Source organism: Streptomyces sp. NPDC091209 (assembly GCF_044757755.1).
Classification (GTDB): Bacteria; Actinomycetota; Actinomycetes; order Streptomycetales; family Streptomycetaceae; genus Streptomyces.
Window position 1 is genome coordinate 578,307 of record NZ_JBIVVR010000003.1, and the last position, 13,198, is coordinate 591,504.

Genomic DNA, 13,198 nt, shown 5'->3' on the forward strand with positions numbered 1-13,198 from the left:
CACGACCTGGAGCCGCCGCATGCCGTACGCACTCCCCGCTGCCCGCGTGCTGGGCCTGACCCTGGTGCTGCTGAGCGCGGCACCGACGGCCCTGGCCGCCGAGGGCTGGTCCGTCGTGCCGGCCGCGGGCGGCGCGGCCGACGGGCGGCCCTCCGTCTATGCGGAGGGCCCGCCCGGCACGGTCCTCCAGGACTCCGTGTCCGTGCTCAACCCGGGCGCGCGGCCCCTCACCGTCACGCTGCGCGGGGCCGACGCGGACGACACCGCCGACGGCGCCTTCACCGTGCGCGAACGGCCGACGGACACGGGCGCGTGGATCGCCTTCGCCGGACAGGCGGGCGGCCGCCGGACCGCCGTGCGAGACCTGTCCGTACGGGTGCCCGCGCACACCCGCGCCGACGTGCCGTTCACCATCGGCGTCCCGTCCGGCGCGGCGCCCGGCGACCATCCCGGCGCGATCGTCGCGGGCGACGGCCGCCGCACCTCGCTGGTCCGCGTCCAACTCCGGGTGGCAGGACCGACGTTGTCGGCGCTGACCGTCGAGCACGTCAGGGTGGGCGGTGGACGGATCTCGTACGAGCTGGTCAACCGCGGAACCACGGTCCTCGCCCCGCGGCTCGCCGTGCGTGCCGACGGGGTCCTCGGCACGCTGCTCGACCGCGCCCCGCGCCCGCTGCCCGTCGAACTGCTGCCGGGCCGCCGGGTCACGCTCCACGAACCGTGGACCGGCCCCCCGGCCCTCGACCTGGCCGACGTGCGGCTGACGGTGACGGCCGCGGGCGGCGCGCACGCGACCGGGACCGCGTCGGTCCGGTTCGTGCCGTGGTGGGCGCCGGCCGGGGCCGGGGGCGCCCTGGCGGCGGTGGGCGCCTTCTTCGTCGTACGGCGTCGGGGGCGCCGCGGGGTGCGGGGGCCCTGCCGTCGCGGGCGTCCTGCGGGAGACGGCGAGGCCACTGAACAGCCCCGGGTGGAAGTCGAGTTGACGGGAGCGGTGTCGTGAGCGTCCTGAGCGGCAAGATGCGGACGGCGGCGCTGGGGGCGGTGCTGGCGCTCGTCCTGGTCCCGTTGGCGGGGGCGGCCTCGGTGTTCCCGGCCTCCGCCGCCGGGAAACCGAGCGTGACCTTGTCCAAGTCCGAGGCGGGGAGCGGCGGTTCGGTCACCGTGGCCGGCAGCGGATGGCGGCCCGGGGTGCTGCTCATGATGCTGATCTGCGGACAGTCGGTGCCCTCGCGCGGGGTGATCGGCGGCACCAACTCCTGCGCCAACGCCGACGGACGGGCCGTCACCACCGACGCCAAGGGCGGCTTCAGCAAGAACCTGCCGGTCGCCGAGCCGCCCAAGCCGTGCCCCTGTGTGGTGCATGTCGCCACCGTCACGGGTGAGAAGGCCGAGGCGGACGCCATCTTCATGGTGGCCGGCCACCCGGTCGAGCCGTTGCCGAAGGAGGAGGGCGGAGGCCGGCTCTCGGTGCTGACCGACACCCGGCTCGACGGGTCGAGCGGTCTGCTGACCTGGTTCGGATCGCCTCCCTCGCGCACCCTCGTCTTCACGGTCGGCAATGTCGGCACCGCCCCGGTGAAGAACCCGGTCTTCCAAGTCGGCACCTCCCACGGGGTGTTCGCCCCGCAGTGGGAGGAACAGCAGTGGCGCGGCAGCATCGCGCCCGGCCGCAAGGCGCAGATGAGGCTCCCGGTCGAACTGTCGGCCGGGGCGCACGGCGACTACACGATCTCGCTGAAGTACGGCGGGAAGGTCCTCGCCGAGCAGCCGTGGGGCGTGGGCCGCCCCTGGGGCGTCACCGTCTTCTGGATCCTGCTCTGCGTGGTCGTCCCGGCCGCGGTGTTCCGCGCCGGGATGGCCGTGGTGGACCGGGTACGCCCGCGCAGGTCGACCGGGCGGGCCGGCCGGCACCGGGGTGTCCGGCTGACCGAGCTCACGCTGCGTCTGCCCAAGGCGAGCCCCGCCCCACGGACGCCGGCGGACGCCTCGGCCTCCCCGGTCCCGGCCCTGCCGTGGTTCACCCCGGACAACGATCCGGGGACCGCGGCGAACGGTCAGCTCTCCGCACCGCAAGAGAACGGTCCGACGACACAGACGAGAAAGGGACCCACGTGAGCAGGCAACGGAGAGTGGTACCGGCCGGCGGCCGAAGGGCGGGCGCGGCCGGGGTCGCGCTGATGCTCGGCGGTGCGGGCATCCTGCTGGGGGTGGCCGCCGCCCCGGCGCAGGCCGCCGAGGTGTCGTACGCGACGGAATGCGTGCCGCCCTCGATCTCCGGGCTGCCCCCGGTGGAGGGCACCACCAAGGTGGAGATCACCGCGCCCGCCGAGGCGAAGGTGGGCGACGAGGTCACCATCACCTGGAAGTTCACCCAGGCCGCCTCGAAGAACCCCGATGTCCTCGATCTCGACGCGAACACCGTCAAGCCCACCGGGACGCTGAAGGCGGGCGGAGCTCAGACGGCCGACATCGCGATGGAGGGGCCGCGGACGAACCCCGCGATCCCCAAGAACAGCGCCATGAAGCTGTCCGACATGACGGGCAAGCTGAAACTGACGACGGCGGGCGATGTCACGCTCACCCCGGACGCGTACAACATCAATGTCAGCAAGCCGATCTCCACCGACACCAAGTGCACGCCCAAGGAGACGGTGAACTCCTCGGCGACCATCAAGGTGACGAGCGGCGGCGGGACGGGCGGTACCCCGACGCCGACCCCGACCCCGACGCCCACTCCGACCCCGAGCGGGTCGGTCACCCCGTCGCCGAGCGGCAGCGGGACCGACGGCGGCAGTGACACCGGCGGGTCCGGCAGCGGGCAGACCGACTTCACGGGCAAGGAGGTCTCCGTCCCCTACGCCTGCAAGACGCCCATCGGGGACAAGAACGCCACCTCCCCCGTGCAGATCAACGCCAAGAAGAACGGCGGGAGCTACGACCTCACCGTGCAGTTCAAGAAGTCCGTGATGGACAGCCCGGCCGACATCCCCGCCGACTCCGTCAAGCCGTCGATGGAGGTGGTCCTCGGAGGCGCCGACAAGGGCACCGTGCATGTCGAGGGCCCCGCCAATTCAGCGCCGATCAAGTCCGGCGACCCGATCGAGGTCCCCGACCTGACGGGCACCTACAAGCCGGGCGCGACCGGTTCGTCGACCCTGTCGCCGGGTGTGCTGACGGTGATGGCCCTGGGTACGACGACGACCTGCACCCCGACCTCGTCGGCGGTGTCCCTGACCCTGGACACCTCGCAGCAGGCGAGCGGCGCCTCGGGCGGCGGGTCCACCTCGTCCGGCTCGGGTTCCGCCGGTACGTCGTCCAGTGGCGGCCTGGCGGAAACGGGCTCCGACAGCCACAGCGCGCTCAAGGCGCTCGGACTGGTGGCCGGCACGGTCATCCTGCTCGGCGGCGCGGTCTTCACCTTCATGCCGGGCCGCCGGACACGCTGATCCCGGTCCGCGCTCCCCGGTCCGGTCCTTCCGCGGCCGCCCGCCGGCCGTGGAAGCAGCGAAGGGCCGCCGCACCGAACGGTGCGGCGGCCCTTCCCCGTGTCGTGGGACCGACGTCAGTGGACGTCGCCCATGAGCGTCTTGACCTTCTTGCGGTACATCCACACCGCGGCGCCGGCGATCACGGCGAGCGTGGCCTCCAGCGCGACGATGCCCGTCTTGTTGAGGTCGACGTTGGCGATGGAGAGCAGACCGGTCGTGGCGTCACCGGCGGTGACGGCCAGGAACCAGACACCCATCATCTGGGAGGCGTACCTCGCCGGAGCCATCTTCGTGGTGACGGAGAGGCCGACCGGGGAGAGCAGCAGTTCACCGACGGTCTGCACGAAGTAGATCGCCACCAGCCACATCGCGGCCGCCTTGTGACCGCCCTCGGCGATCGTCAGCGGGGCCAGGAAGAGGAAGAACGACGCGCCGATCAGGATGAGACCCGAGGCGAACTTCGTCGCCGTGCTCGGCTCCTTGCCGCGCTTGTTCAGCCACAGCCACGCCCAGGCGAAGACCGGGGCGAGCGCCATGATCATGACCGGGTTGACGGACTGGTACCAGGAGACCGGGAACTCCCAGCCGAAGATCGTGTTCTTGGCGGACTCGTCGGCGAAGATCGACATCGTCGAGCCGCCCTGGTCGTAGATCATCCAGAAGACGGCCGCGGCGACGAAGAACCAGATGTACGCGGACATCTTCGACTGGTCGGCACGGTCCAGGGACTTGTCCCGCTTGATGCGCCCGATGACCATGACCGGGATGACCAGACCGGCGATCGTGATCGGGACCAGCAGCCAGTTCAGCGTGTAGTGGCCCGAGAAGCCGACGATCGCGTAGAAGACGACGGCGACAGCGGCCCACAGCGCGGACTTGCGCAGCGTCGCCTTCTTCTCCTCGGCCGTCAGAGGCGTGGGGACCTCGTGCGAGCGGGCGCTGAGGTGACGGCCGCCGAGCAGGTACTGGGCGAGACCCAGCGCCATGCCGAGCGCGGCGAGGGCGAAGCCCAGGTGCCAGTTCACGTTCTCACCGACGGTGCCGATGATCAGCGGAGCGGCGAAGGCGCCGAGGTTGATGCCGACGTAGAACAGCGTGAAGCCACCGTCACGGCGCGCGTCGTCCGGGCCTTCGTAGAGGTGGCCAACCATCGTGGAGATGTTGGCCTTCAGCAGACCGGAACCGATCGCCACGAGGCCGAGGCCGCCGTAGAAGGTGCCGGAGGAGGGCAGAGCCAGCGTGAGGTGGCCCAGCATGATGATCACGCCTGCGACGGCGACCGTCTTGCGGGGGCCGAGGACGCGGTCGGCGAACCAGCCGCCCGGCAGGGCGAGCAGGTACACGAGGGAGAGGTACACCGAGTAGATCGCGGTCGCGGTGGCCGCGCTGAGGTGAAGACCGCCCGGTGCCACCAGGTACAGCGGGAGCAGTGCCTTCATGCCGTAGTAGGAGAATCGCTCCCACATCTCGGTCATGAAGAGAGTGGCCAGTCCGCGGGGGTGGCCGAAGAAGGTCTTCTCGGAACCGGGGGTTCCCGGAGTCACCGAGTCCTTCGTCAGGCTGGACGCCATGGTCGTTCCTTGCTGGTCTGGGACGCGCTGTTGGGGGTCCCCCGCGCTCGGGTGCAACCGAGAGCCCGGGAGAGTCACGCGCCCATGAGGGACGGCCGGCACCGGCGGGAGTTCGGCGTCCGTCCCCACGCCCACGGGGAGTCCGCTCCGGATTGCGAAGCGGCGGACGGCGACCACCGGGATCCACGCCCGTCACGCATCAGTGCGTGGGGGCCCGGCCACAGGTCTTCCTTCGAGGCTGGCTGACACCAGCCCGCACACAGAAGGGACCTTCAGCAACAAGTGCGCGCCAAAGGTCCCGATGCAGTGCTTGAGGCGTCTGGTCACCATACGACATGGCAATGCGGCATATGGAAGGACTTGAGACATGGATCACAGGCAATCATGGAACCGCAGACGATCATTCGAAGGTGTAATCCAGGATCGCATCCCACACCCACAGGTAAGAAACACCCGGATGGAGGGTGTGAATCACGGAGGCGGATCACTGCCCGGGCGTCGTCCGCGGCGGACTACCATCACCCCATGACCCGTGTACTGCTCGCCGAGGACGACGCGTCCATCTCGGAGCCGCTGGCCCGTGCCCTGCGCCGGGAGGGTTACGAGGTCGAAGTCCGCGAGGACGGACCCACCGCGCTCGACGCCGGAATGCAGGGCGGTGTCGACCTGGTCGTCCTGGACCTCGGACTGCCCGGCATGGACGGCCTGGAGGTCGCCCGCCGGCTCCGAGCCGAGGGCCACACCGTGCCCATCCTCATCCTGACCGCGCGCGCCGACGAGGTGGACACCGTCGTCGGCCTCGACGCGGGCGCCGACGACTACGTAACCAAGCCGTTCCGGCTCGCCGAACTTCTCGCCCGGGTCCGGGCGCTGCTCCGGCGCGGCGCCGCCGAGCCCCAGCAGCCGCCCGCCACCCACGGCGTGCGCATCGACGTCGAGTCGCACCGCGCCTGGATGGGCGACGAGGAACTCCAGCTCACGGCCAAGGAGTTCGACCTCCTGCGGGTCCTGGTCCGGGACGCCGGCCGCGTGGTCACCCGTGACCAGCTCATGCGCGAGGTCTGGGACACCACATGGTGGTCCTCCACCAAGACCCTCGACATGCACATCTCCTGGCTGCGCAAGAAGCTCGGCGACGACGCGGCGAACCCCCGCTACATCGCGACGGTACGAGGGGTCGGCTTCCGCTTCGAGAAGAGCTGAGGCTCCGCCCGGCCGGGCACCCGGGCCGGGCAGGCTTTCCGGAATCCCGGGCCCGCCGTCGTCCGGGCCGGGTGCCCCGGCGTCCGCGGTGTGCGGGCCCGCCGGAGGACTTCGGCCATGCGGGCGGGCCGGCCTTCCCGGCGGGTGCCGGAATCGCGGCTGGTACCGGCCTTCCGGACAGGCGCCCGCCGGTGCCACCGCGGAGGCCGGCACCCCGGCGGCCCGACGGGGAGTCCCGCGGAAGGTACCGGCGGGCCGAGGCGGTGAACCCGGCCCACCACCCCGTGCGCGGGGCGCCGGCACCGAGGCCGCGGCCCGTGCCGGAGCCGCGGGCGCGGGACACGCGGCGGGTGGCGACGGGGAAAACCGGGCCCCCGGCCCTGCGTCCCGCTCGGGCCGGAGCGGCGAACGTGCACACTGGTCCCGGTACAGCCATCTGCCCGGAGGGCCCCGTGCGTCGCCGTCTGATCCAGTCCACCCTCGCCGTCGTGCTCGTGGTGATCGCCGTCTTCGGCGTCTCCCTCGTCATCGTCGAGACCCGCACGATCAGCAACAGTGCCCAGGAGCGCGTGGACTCCGAGGCGCTGCGGCTGGCCAGCATCGTGGACAGCCGCATCCTCGGCGACGAGAAGATCACCGACGAGACGTTCAAGAACCAGGTCACCGACCGGCGCTACGCCGTGATCAGGATTCCGGGCCGCGACCCCATCGAGGTCGGCAGCGAGCCCACCGGCGACGTCATCCAGTACACCGCCAAGGGCGAGTCGGGCGAGACGATCACCGTCCAGGAGCCCCGCTCCTCGGTGACCAAGGAAGTCGGCCGCACGCTCCTGGTCATCGGCGCCGTCGCGCTGCTCGCGATCATCGCCGCGGTCCTGCTCGCCGTACGCCAGGCCAACCGCCTCGCCTCCCCGCTCACCGACCTCGCCGAGACGGCGGAACGGCTGGGCTCGGGCGACCCCCGGCCGCGCCACAAGCGGTACGGCGTCCCCGAGCTCGACCGGGTCGCCGACGTCCTGGACGGCAGCGCCGAGCGCATCGCCCGGATGCTCACCGCCGAGCGACGCCTCGCCGCCGACGCCTCCCACCAGCTCAGGACGCCCCTGACGGCGCTCTCCATGCGGCTGGAGGAGATCACCCTCACCGACGACCCCGACACGGTGAAGGAGGAGGCGACGATCGCCCTGACGCAGGTGGAACGCCTCACGGACGTGGTCGAGCGACTGCTCACCAACGCCCGCGACCCGCGTATCGGCTCCGCGGTCTCCTTCGACCTCGACGAGGTCATCAAGCAGCAGCTCGAGGAATGGCGCCCGGCCTACCGCAGCGCCGGGCGCGCGATCGTCAGCTCCGGCAAACGCCATCTGCAGGCGGTGGGCACCCCGGGCGCGGTCGCCCAGGTGCTCGCGGCGCTGATCGAGAACTCCCTCATGCACGGCGGCGGCACAGTCGCGCTGCGCACCCGCGTCACCGGCAACCAGGCCGTCATCGAGGTCACCGACGAGGGGCCCGGCGTTCCCACCGACCTCGGCGCCCGCATCTTCGAGCGCACCATCAGCGGCCGCAACTCCACGGGAATCGGTCTCGCCGTCGCCCGCGACCTCGCGGAGGCCGACGGAGGCCGTCTGGAGATGCTCCAGGCCCAGCCCCCGGTCTTCGGCCTGTTCCTGTCGCGGACCCCGCTGAAGCGGCCGCCACGGCTCCCGGAGGACGACGAGGAGCGGACGGTCAGATGACCGACGCGGGCCCCGCCCCCGACTGCCTCAGTTGGCGCGGGCCCGCGGGCGGCGCGTCTCGGGCTCGGAGTCCTGGTCCAGGAACGATTCGGCACTGGCCACCGCTTCCCGGGCCGGAAGCGCCCGGAACACCCAGGTGCGGTACGACCAGAAGCGGAAGAGGGTCGCGACGCCGATGCCGACGAACTTGAAGACGTTGCTCTGCAGCGGGCTGTCCCAGCCGAAGCCGTAGGTCGCCGCGTACAGGACGCCGTTCTCGATGAACAGTCCCACCACGCTGAACAGCAGGAAGAGCGTCAGCTCCTTGGTGCGGCCACCCCTGTCGCGGTCCCGGTAGGTGAAGTAGCGGAACCCGACGTAGTTGAAGACGATCGAGACGACCGTGGCGATGACACTGGCCCGCACGACCTGCAGGCCCGTGAGGTGGCGTACGAGGTTGAAGACGATCAGGTTGACGAGAAGCCCCGCACCGCCCACCGCGCCGAACTTGGCGACCTCACGGAAGAGAAGATCGAAGCGGCGTCGAACCGCGCTGCGAGGCCCCGATTGAGGCCCCGATGAAGCACTGCCCATGATGTCGCCAGCCCCCGTCGGGTCATGTTGTCCGCTGTGTCGGTGGAAGTTGGTGGATTACTCCAACCAGCCCATGCTAACCAGCGCCCCCGTTCGGTGCCTGTGCATGTGCTCACAGGTAAGAAAAGACGCGGTCAGCGGCAGGGAAAATCGGGCTTATCGCCGCGGAAATCGGCCACCGTGGCGCGGCCGATACTCTTGGAGCGTGACGTTCCCGGTAGTCGGCATGGTCGGCGGGGGGCAGCTCGCTCGTATGACACACGAGGCGGGCATCCCGCTCGGCATCAAGTTCAAGCTCCTCAGTGACACTCCTCAGGAGTCAGCGGCGCAGGTCGTCGGCGATGTCGTCGTCGGCGACTACCGCGACCTCGACACGCTGCGCGCCTTCGCGCGGGGCTGTGACGTGATCACCTTCGATCACGAGCACGTCCCGACCGAGCACCTGCGGGCCCTGGAGGCGGACGGCATCCCCGTCCGGCCGGGCCCCGACGCGCTCGTGCACGCCCAGGACAAGGGCGTGATGCGCGCGAAGCTCGACGAGATCGGTGTGCCGTGCCCACGGCACCGCATCGTGACCGACGTCGAGGACGTCGCCGCGTTCGCGGCCGAAGGCCTCGCCGAAGGGGCCGAGGGCGACGGTTTCCCGATCATCCTGAAGACCGTCCGCGGCGGCTACGACGGCAAGGGCGTCTGGTTCGTCCGCTCCCTGGAGGAGGCCGCCGACCCGTTCCGCGCGGGCGTCCCCGTCCTCGCCGAGGAGAAGGTCGACTTCGCGCGGGAGCTCGCGGCGAACGTCGTCCGCTCCCCGCACGGCCAGGCCGTCGCGTACTCCGTCGTCGAGTCCCAGCAGGTCGACGGCGTCTGCGACACCGTGATCGCCCCGGCGCCCGGCATCGCCGAGGAGCTGGCCCTGGAGGCACAGGAGCTGGCGCTGCGCATCGCCAAGGAACTCGGCGTCGTCGGCCACCTGGCCGTCGAGCTGTTCGAGACCCGCGACGGACGCATCCTCGTCAACGAGCTCGCCATGCGCCCGCACAACTCGGGCCACTGGACCCAGGACGGCGCGATCACCTCCCAGTTCGCCAACCACGTCCGCGCGGTCCTCGACCTCCCGCTCGGCGACCCGCGCCCGCGCGCCCGGTGGACGGTCATGGCGAACGTCCTCGGCGGCGACTACCCCGACATGTACTCCGCGTACCTGCACTGCATGGCCCGCGACCCGCAACTGAAGATCCACATGTACGGCAAGGACGTGAAGCCCGGCCGTAAGGTCGGCCACGTCAACACCTACGGCGACGACCTGGACGACGTCCTCGATCGCGCCCGGCACGCAGCCGGCTACCTGAGAGGCACGATCACCGAATGAGCCCCGTTGTAGGCATCGTCATGGGTTCGGACTCCGACTGGCCGGTCATGGAGGCCGCCGCCCAGGCGCTGGACGAGTTCGAGATCCCCTACGAGGTGGATGTCGTCTCCGCGCACCGCATGCCGCGCGAGATGATCGCGTACGGCGAGCAGGCCGCGGAGCGTGGGCTCAAGGCGATCATCGCGGGCGCGGGCGGCGCGGCCCATCTGCCGGGGATGCTGGCGTCCGTCACCCCGCTGCCCGTCATCGGTGTGCCCGTCCCGCTCAAGTACCTCGACGGCATGGACTCGCTGCTCTCCATCGTGCAGATGCCGGCCGGCGTGCCCGTCGCGACCGTCTCCGTCGGTGGCGCCCGCAACGCCGGTCTGCTGGCCGCCCGGATCCTCGCCACCCACGACGAGGAACTCCTCGGCCGGATGCGGGAGTTCCAGCAGGAACTGAACGACCAGGCCACCGAGAAGGGCAAGCGACTGCGCGCCAAGGTCGAGGGCGCCGCCGGCGGCTTCGGCTTCGGGAAGTGACGCGGATGTCCACGTCCTCCCCGGCGGAGTCCTCCCTGCCCTCGCTCGACCGTGCCCGCGCCCTGCTCGACGAGTTCCCCGTCGTCGACGGGCACAACGACCTGCCCTACGCCCTGCGCGAGCAGGTCCGCTACGACCTCGACGCCCGTGACATCGCCGTCGACCAGAGCGCCCACCTGCACACGGACCTGGGCCGGCTGCGCGCGGGCGGCGTCGGCGCCCAGTACTGGTCGGTGTACGTCCGCTCGGACCTGCCGGGCGCGCTCACCGCGACGCTCGAACAGATCGACTGCGTGCGGCAGTTGATCGACCGTCACCCGACGGACCTGCGGGCCGCGCTGACCGCCGCCGACATGGAGGCGGCGCGCGCCGAGGGCCGTATTGCCTCCCTCATGGGCGCGGAGGGCGGTCACTCGATCGACAACTCCCTCGCCGCCCTGCGCGGGCTGTACGCGCTCGGCGTCCGCTACATGACCCTGACCCACAACGACAACATCGCGTGGGCGGACTCGGCGACGGACGTTCCCGTGGTGGGCGGCCTGTCGTCCTTCGGCCGTGAGGTCGTCCGGGAGATGAACCGCGAGGGCATGCTCGTGGACCTCTCGCACGTGGCCGCGACGACCATGCGCGACGCCCTCGACACCTCCGCGGCGCCGGTGATCTTCTCCCACTCCTCGGCACGCGCGGTGTGCGACCATCCGCGCAACATCCCGGACGACGTGCTGGAGCGGCTGCCCGCCAACGGGGGAGTGGCGATGGTGACGTTCGTGCCGAAGTTCGTGCTCCAGGCGGCCGTCGAGTGGACCGCCGCGGCCGACGACAACATGCGCGCGAACGGCTTCCACCCCCTCGACGCCACCGCCGAGGGCATGAAGGTCCACCGTGCCTTCGAGGAGGACAACCCGCGCCCCATCGCCACGGTGTCGACGGTCGCCGACCACCTCGACCACATGCGCGAGGTCGCCGGCATCGACCACCTCGGCATCGGCGGCGACTTCGACGGCACGGCGTTCACCCCGGCCGGACTGGACGACGTCTCCGGCTATCCGAACCTGATCGCCGAGCTCCTCGACCGGGGCTGGTCCTCCACCGACATGGCCAAGCTGACCTGGCAGAACGCCGTGCGCGTGCTGGGCGCGGCCGAGGACGTGGCCCGCGACCTCCAGTCCCGCCGGTCGCCGTCGAACGCGACGCTGGAACAGTTGGACTGCTGACTGCTGACTGCTGAGGCTGGGACCATGGCTGCGGCTATGGCTATGGCTTACGGAGCTTCACGGCTCCGGGGTTCTCGAAGGCGTCCGGGCGACCGCCCCGGGCGCCTTCGGCGTGCCGACCGCCCCGGGCGCCTTCGGCGTGCCGACCGTCCGGGCGCCTTCGGCGGGCGCCCGAGACCGGCGCCGGGTAGCTTCCGGCCCGCGCGCTCCGAGTACCCCGAACGCCGCGTCTCAGCCGGCGCAGAGACAGAACGGGTGCCCCGCGGGGTCGGCGTACACCCGGAACGTACGCGACCTGTCCTCGGTGTCCAGCGGTGTCGCGCCGAGCGCGAGCACCCCCTTCTCCGCCACGTCGAGGTCCTCGACCTTCAGGTCCAGATGGAACTGCTGCGGGCCCTCGGGCGAGGGCCAGCGCGGCGGTACGTGCCCGGGCGCGGCCTGGAACGCGAGCTGCTGACCGCCGGGCACCTCCAGGTCGACCCAGTCGGTCTGGTCCGTGATGGCGCCTCCGAGCACCCCGGCGTAGAACTCGGCCAGCGCGCGCGGGTCGGGACAGTCCAGGACGACGACGTCCAGCTTGGCGAGAGCCATGACTTCCTCCGTGGGATCTCCAGCAACACCTGTGAATGACGAGTTACCTGTAAACCGCTTCAAGAAGTAACGGTTACTGCATGCTCCCGCATTGGAGGTAACGTCGCAAGCATGAATGACCGAGCGCCCGCACCCGGCGGTCTGGCCCTGATCGAGGCCCTGGTGAACACCCTGGACATCGAGTCGGGCGCCGACTCCCTGGACACGCCCGAGGGGCTGGCGCGGTTCGGCCTGGCGGCGGCCGAGGCGGAAGGGGCGCGCGAGCTGCGCGAGTCGCTGCGGGCGGTGTGCCTCGCGCACGCGGGGCATCCGGCGCACCGGAAGGTGACCCCTCTCGGGGAACTCCTCGCCCGAGCGCCCCTGCGGGTGACGGTCGACGAGGACGGCGGTGCCGCGCGCCTGGTCCCCGCCACCGGGGCGACCTCCCCGGCCGCCTCCCCGGCTTCGGTGGCCTTCCCGGCCCCCGTGTCCTCCTCGCCCTCCGTGGCCTCCTCGGCCCCTCTGGCCTTCCGGATCGCCGCGGCGATCGCCGAGTCGCTGGTCGACGACACCTGGCCGCGGCTGAAGGCCTGCGAGGCCCCGACCTGCCACTGGGCGTACTACGACCGCTCGCCGGCGGGACGCGGCCGCTGGTGCTCGATGTCGGTCTGCGGGGCGCGCGCCAAGATGCGCCGCTACCGCGCGAAGTAGGACCCGTCCGCGAAAACCCGGCGGAACGCCGGAGGAGATCCTGGCGGCACCCGGCACCCGGCATCCGGCATCCGGCATCCGGCATCCGGCATCCAGCACCCCGTAGGTCGGACCGGGAGCCGAGCCGGGAGCGGGCCGGAAGCCGCACGGAAGCCGCACGGAAGCCGCACGGAAGCCGCACGGAAGCCGCACGGAAGCCGGACGGGAGCCGCACGGAGTCCGGAGGTCTCGGGGCACCGCACAGC

Annotated in this window: 12 protein-coding genes; 9 read left to right on the forward strand and 3 right to left on the reverse strand. The window is 71.4% G+C overall.

Annotated elements, in window-relative coordinates; translation table 11 throughout:
• Window positions 1-19: 19 nt before the first annotated feature.
• The 3 genes from ACIQRL_RS12720 (at window position 20) to ACIQRL_RS12730 (ending at window position 3,446) form a co-directional block, all read left to right on the forward strand.
• Complete coding sequence (locus ACIQRL_RS12720; protein ID WP_401330702.1) at window positions 20-1,000, forward strand: hypothetical protein; 981 nt, start codon at window positions 20-22, stop codon at window positions 998-1,000.
• A 17-nt stretch (window positions 1,001-1,017) separates the two neighbouring features.
• Window positions 1,018-2,115, forward strand: a complete 1,098-nt coding sequence (locus ACIQRL_RS12725; RefSeq protein WP_401330850.1) for a hypothetical protein — start codon at window positions 1,018-1,020, stop codon at window positions 2,113-2,115.
• A 62-nt stretch (window positions 2,116-2,177) separates the two neighbouring features.
• On the forward strand, window positions 2,178-3,446 hold the full coding sequence (locus tag ACIQRL_RS12730; RefSeq protein ID WP_401330852.1) for a hypothetical protein: 1,269 nt from the start codon (window positions 2,178-2,180) through the stop codon (window positions 3,444-3,446).
• 116 nt (window positions 3,447-3,562) lie between these two features.
• Here ACIQRL_RS12730 and ACIQRL_RS12735 read toward each other — a convergent pair whose 3' ends face one another.
• Entirely contained in the window at window positions 3,563-5,059 is a 1,497-nt protein-coding gene (locus ACIQRL_RS12735) for an oligopeptide:H+ symporter (RefSeq protein WP_401330705.1), read from the reverse strand.
• Between the two features lie 525 nt (window positions 5,060-5,584).
• On the opposite strand from ACIQRL_RS12735, the gene ACIQRL_RS12740 reads away from it, so the two are divergent.
• Window positions 5,585-6,262 carry a response regulator transcription factor gene (locus ACIQRL_RS12740; RefSeq protein ID WP_018566970.1) on the forward strand — a complete coding sequence of 226 codons (678 nt, stop codon included), beginning with the start codon at window positions 5,585-5,587 and terminating at the stop codon, window positions 6,260-6,262.
• A gap of 452 nt (window positions 6,263-6,714) precedes the next feature.
• Window positions 6,715-7,998: an ATP-binding protein gene (locus ACIQRL_RS12745; RefSeq protein WP_401330709.1), complete on the forward strand. Its 1,284-nt coding sequence runs from the start codon at window positions 6,715-6,717 to the stop codon at window positions 7,996-7,998.
• 27 nt (window positions 7,999-8,025) lie between these two features.
• Here ACIQRL_RS12745 and ACIQRL_RS12750 read toward each other — a convergent pair whose 3' ends face one another.
• The gene (locus ACIQRL_RS12750; protein ID WP_401330712.1) at window positions 8,026-8,571 is read right to left on the reverse strand and encodes a GtrA family protein; all 546 of its coding nucleotides are present in this window, start codon (window positions 8,569-8,571) and stop codon (window positions 8,026-8,028) included.
• 205 nt (window positions 8,572-8,776) lie between these two features.
• Here ACIQRL_RS12750 and ACIQRL_RS12755 point away from each other — a divergent pair, with 205 nt between their 5' ends.
• The 3 genes from ACIQRL_RS12755 to ACIQRL_RS12765 are packed head-to-tail and all read left to right on the forward strand — an operon-like array spanning window position 8,777 to window position 11,672.
• Window positions 8,777-9,937, forward strand: a complete 1,161-nt coding sequence (locus ACIQRL_RS12755) for a 5-(carboxyamino)imidazole ribonucleotide synthase (RefSeq protein WP_401330715.1) — start codon at window positions 8,777-8,779, stop codon at window positions 9,935-9,937.
• On the forward strand, window positions 9,934-10,458 hold the full coding sequence (gene purE, locus ACIQRL_RS12760) for a 5-(carboxyamino)imidazole ribonucleotide mutase (RefSeq protein ID WP_401330718.1): 525 nt from the start codon (window positions 9,934-9,936) through the stop codon (window positions 10,456-10,458). The genes ACIQRL_RS12755 and purE overlap by 4 nt, the downstream gene beginning before the upstream one ends.
• Window positions 10,459-10,493: 35 nt before the next feature.
• Window positions 10,494-11,672 carry a dipeptidase gene (locus tag ACIQRL_RS12765; RefSeq protein WP_401330854.1) on the forward strand — a complete coding sequence of 393 codons (1,179 nt, stop codon included), beginning with the start codon at window positions 10,494-10,496 and terminating at the stop codon, window positions 11,670-11,672.
• Window positions 11,673-11,903: 231 nt separating this feature from the next.
• Here ACIQRL_RS12765 and ACIQRL_RS12770 read toward each other — a convergent pair whose 3' ends face one another.
• Window positions 11,904-12,263: a VOC family protein gene (locus ACIQRL_RS12770; RefSeq protein ID WP_401330721.1), complete on the reverse strand. Its 360-nt coding sequence runs from the start codon at window positions 12,261-12,263 to the stop codon at window positions 11,904-11,906.
• A 111-nt stretch (window positions 12,264-12,374) separates the two neighbouring features.
• On the opposite strand from ACIQRL_RS12770, the gene ACIQRL_RS12775 reads away from it, so the two are divergent.
• A complete protein-coding gene (locus ACIQRL_RS12775; protein WP_401330724.1) occupies window positions 12,375-12,953 on the forward strand; it encodes a CGNR zinc finger domain-containing protein in 579 nt (192 codons plus the stop codon).
• The last annotated feature ends 245 nt before the right edge of the window (window positions 12,954-13,198 follow it).

Excerpts from the sequence above, each read along its gene's own strand:
- ACIQRL_RS12720 (WP_401330702.1), top strand. The coding sequence starts at position 20 with ATGCCGTACGCACTCCCCGCTGCCCGCGTGCTGGGCCTGACCCTGGTG.
- ACIQRL_RS12775 (WP_401330724.1), top strand. The coding sequence starts at position 12,375 with ATGAATGACCGAGCGCCCGCACCCGGCGGTCTGGCCCTGATCGAGGCC.
- ACIQRL_RS12735 (WP_401330705.1), bottom strand. The coding sequence starts at position 5,059 with ATGGCGTCCAGCCTGACGAAGGACTCGGTGACTCCGGGAACCCCCGGT.
- ACIQRL_RS12730 (WP_401330852.1), top strand. The coding sequence starts at position 2,178 with ATGCTCGGCGGTGCGGGCATCCTGCTGGGGGTGGCCGCCGCCCCGGCG.
- ACIQRL_RS12725 (WP_401330850.1), top strand. The coding sequence starts at position 1,018 with ATGCGGACGGCGGCGCTGGGGGCGGTGCTGGCGCTCGTCCTGGTCCCG.
- ACIQRL_RS12740 (WP_018566970.1), top strand. The coding sequence starts at position 5,585 with ATGACCCGTGTACTGCTCGCCGAGGACGACGCGTCCATCTCGGAGCCG.
- purE (WP_401330718.1), top strand. The coding sequence starts at position 9,934 with ATGAGCCCCGTTGTAGGCATCGTCATGGGTTCGGACTCCGACTGGCCG.
- ACIQRL_RS12770 (WP_401330721.1), bottom strand. The coding sequence starts at position 12,263 with ATGGCTCTCGCCAAGCTGGACGTCGTCGTCCTGGACTGTCCCGACCCG.
- ACIQRL_RS12750 (WP_401330712.1), bottom strand. The coding sequence starts at position 8,571 with ATGGGCAGTGCTTCATCGGGGCCTCAATCGGGGCCTCGCAGCGCGGTT.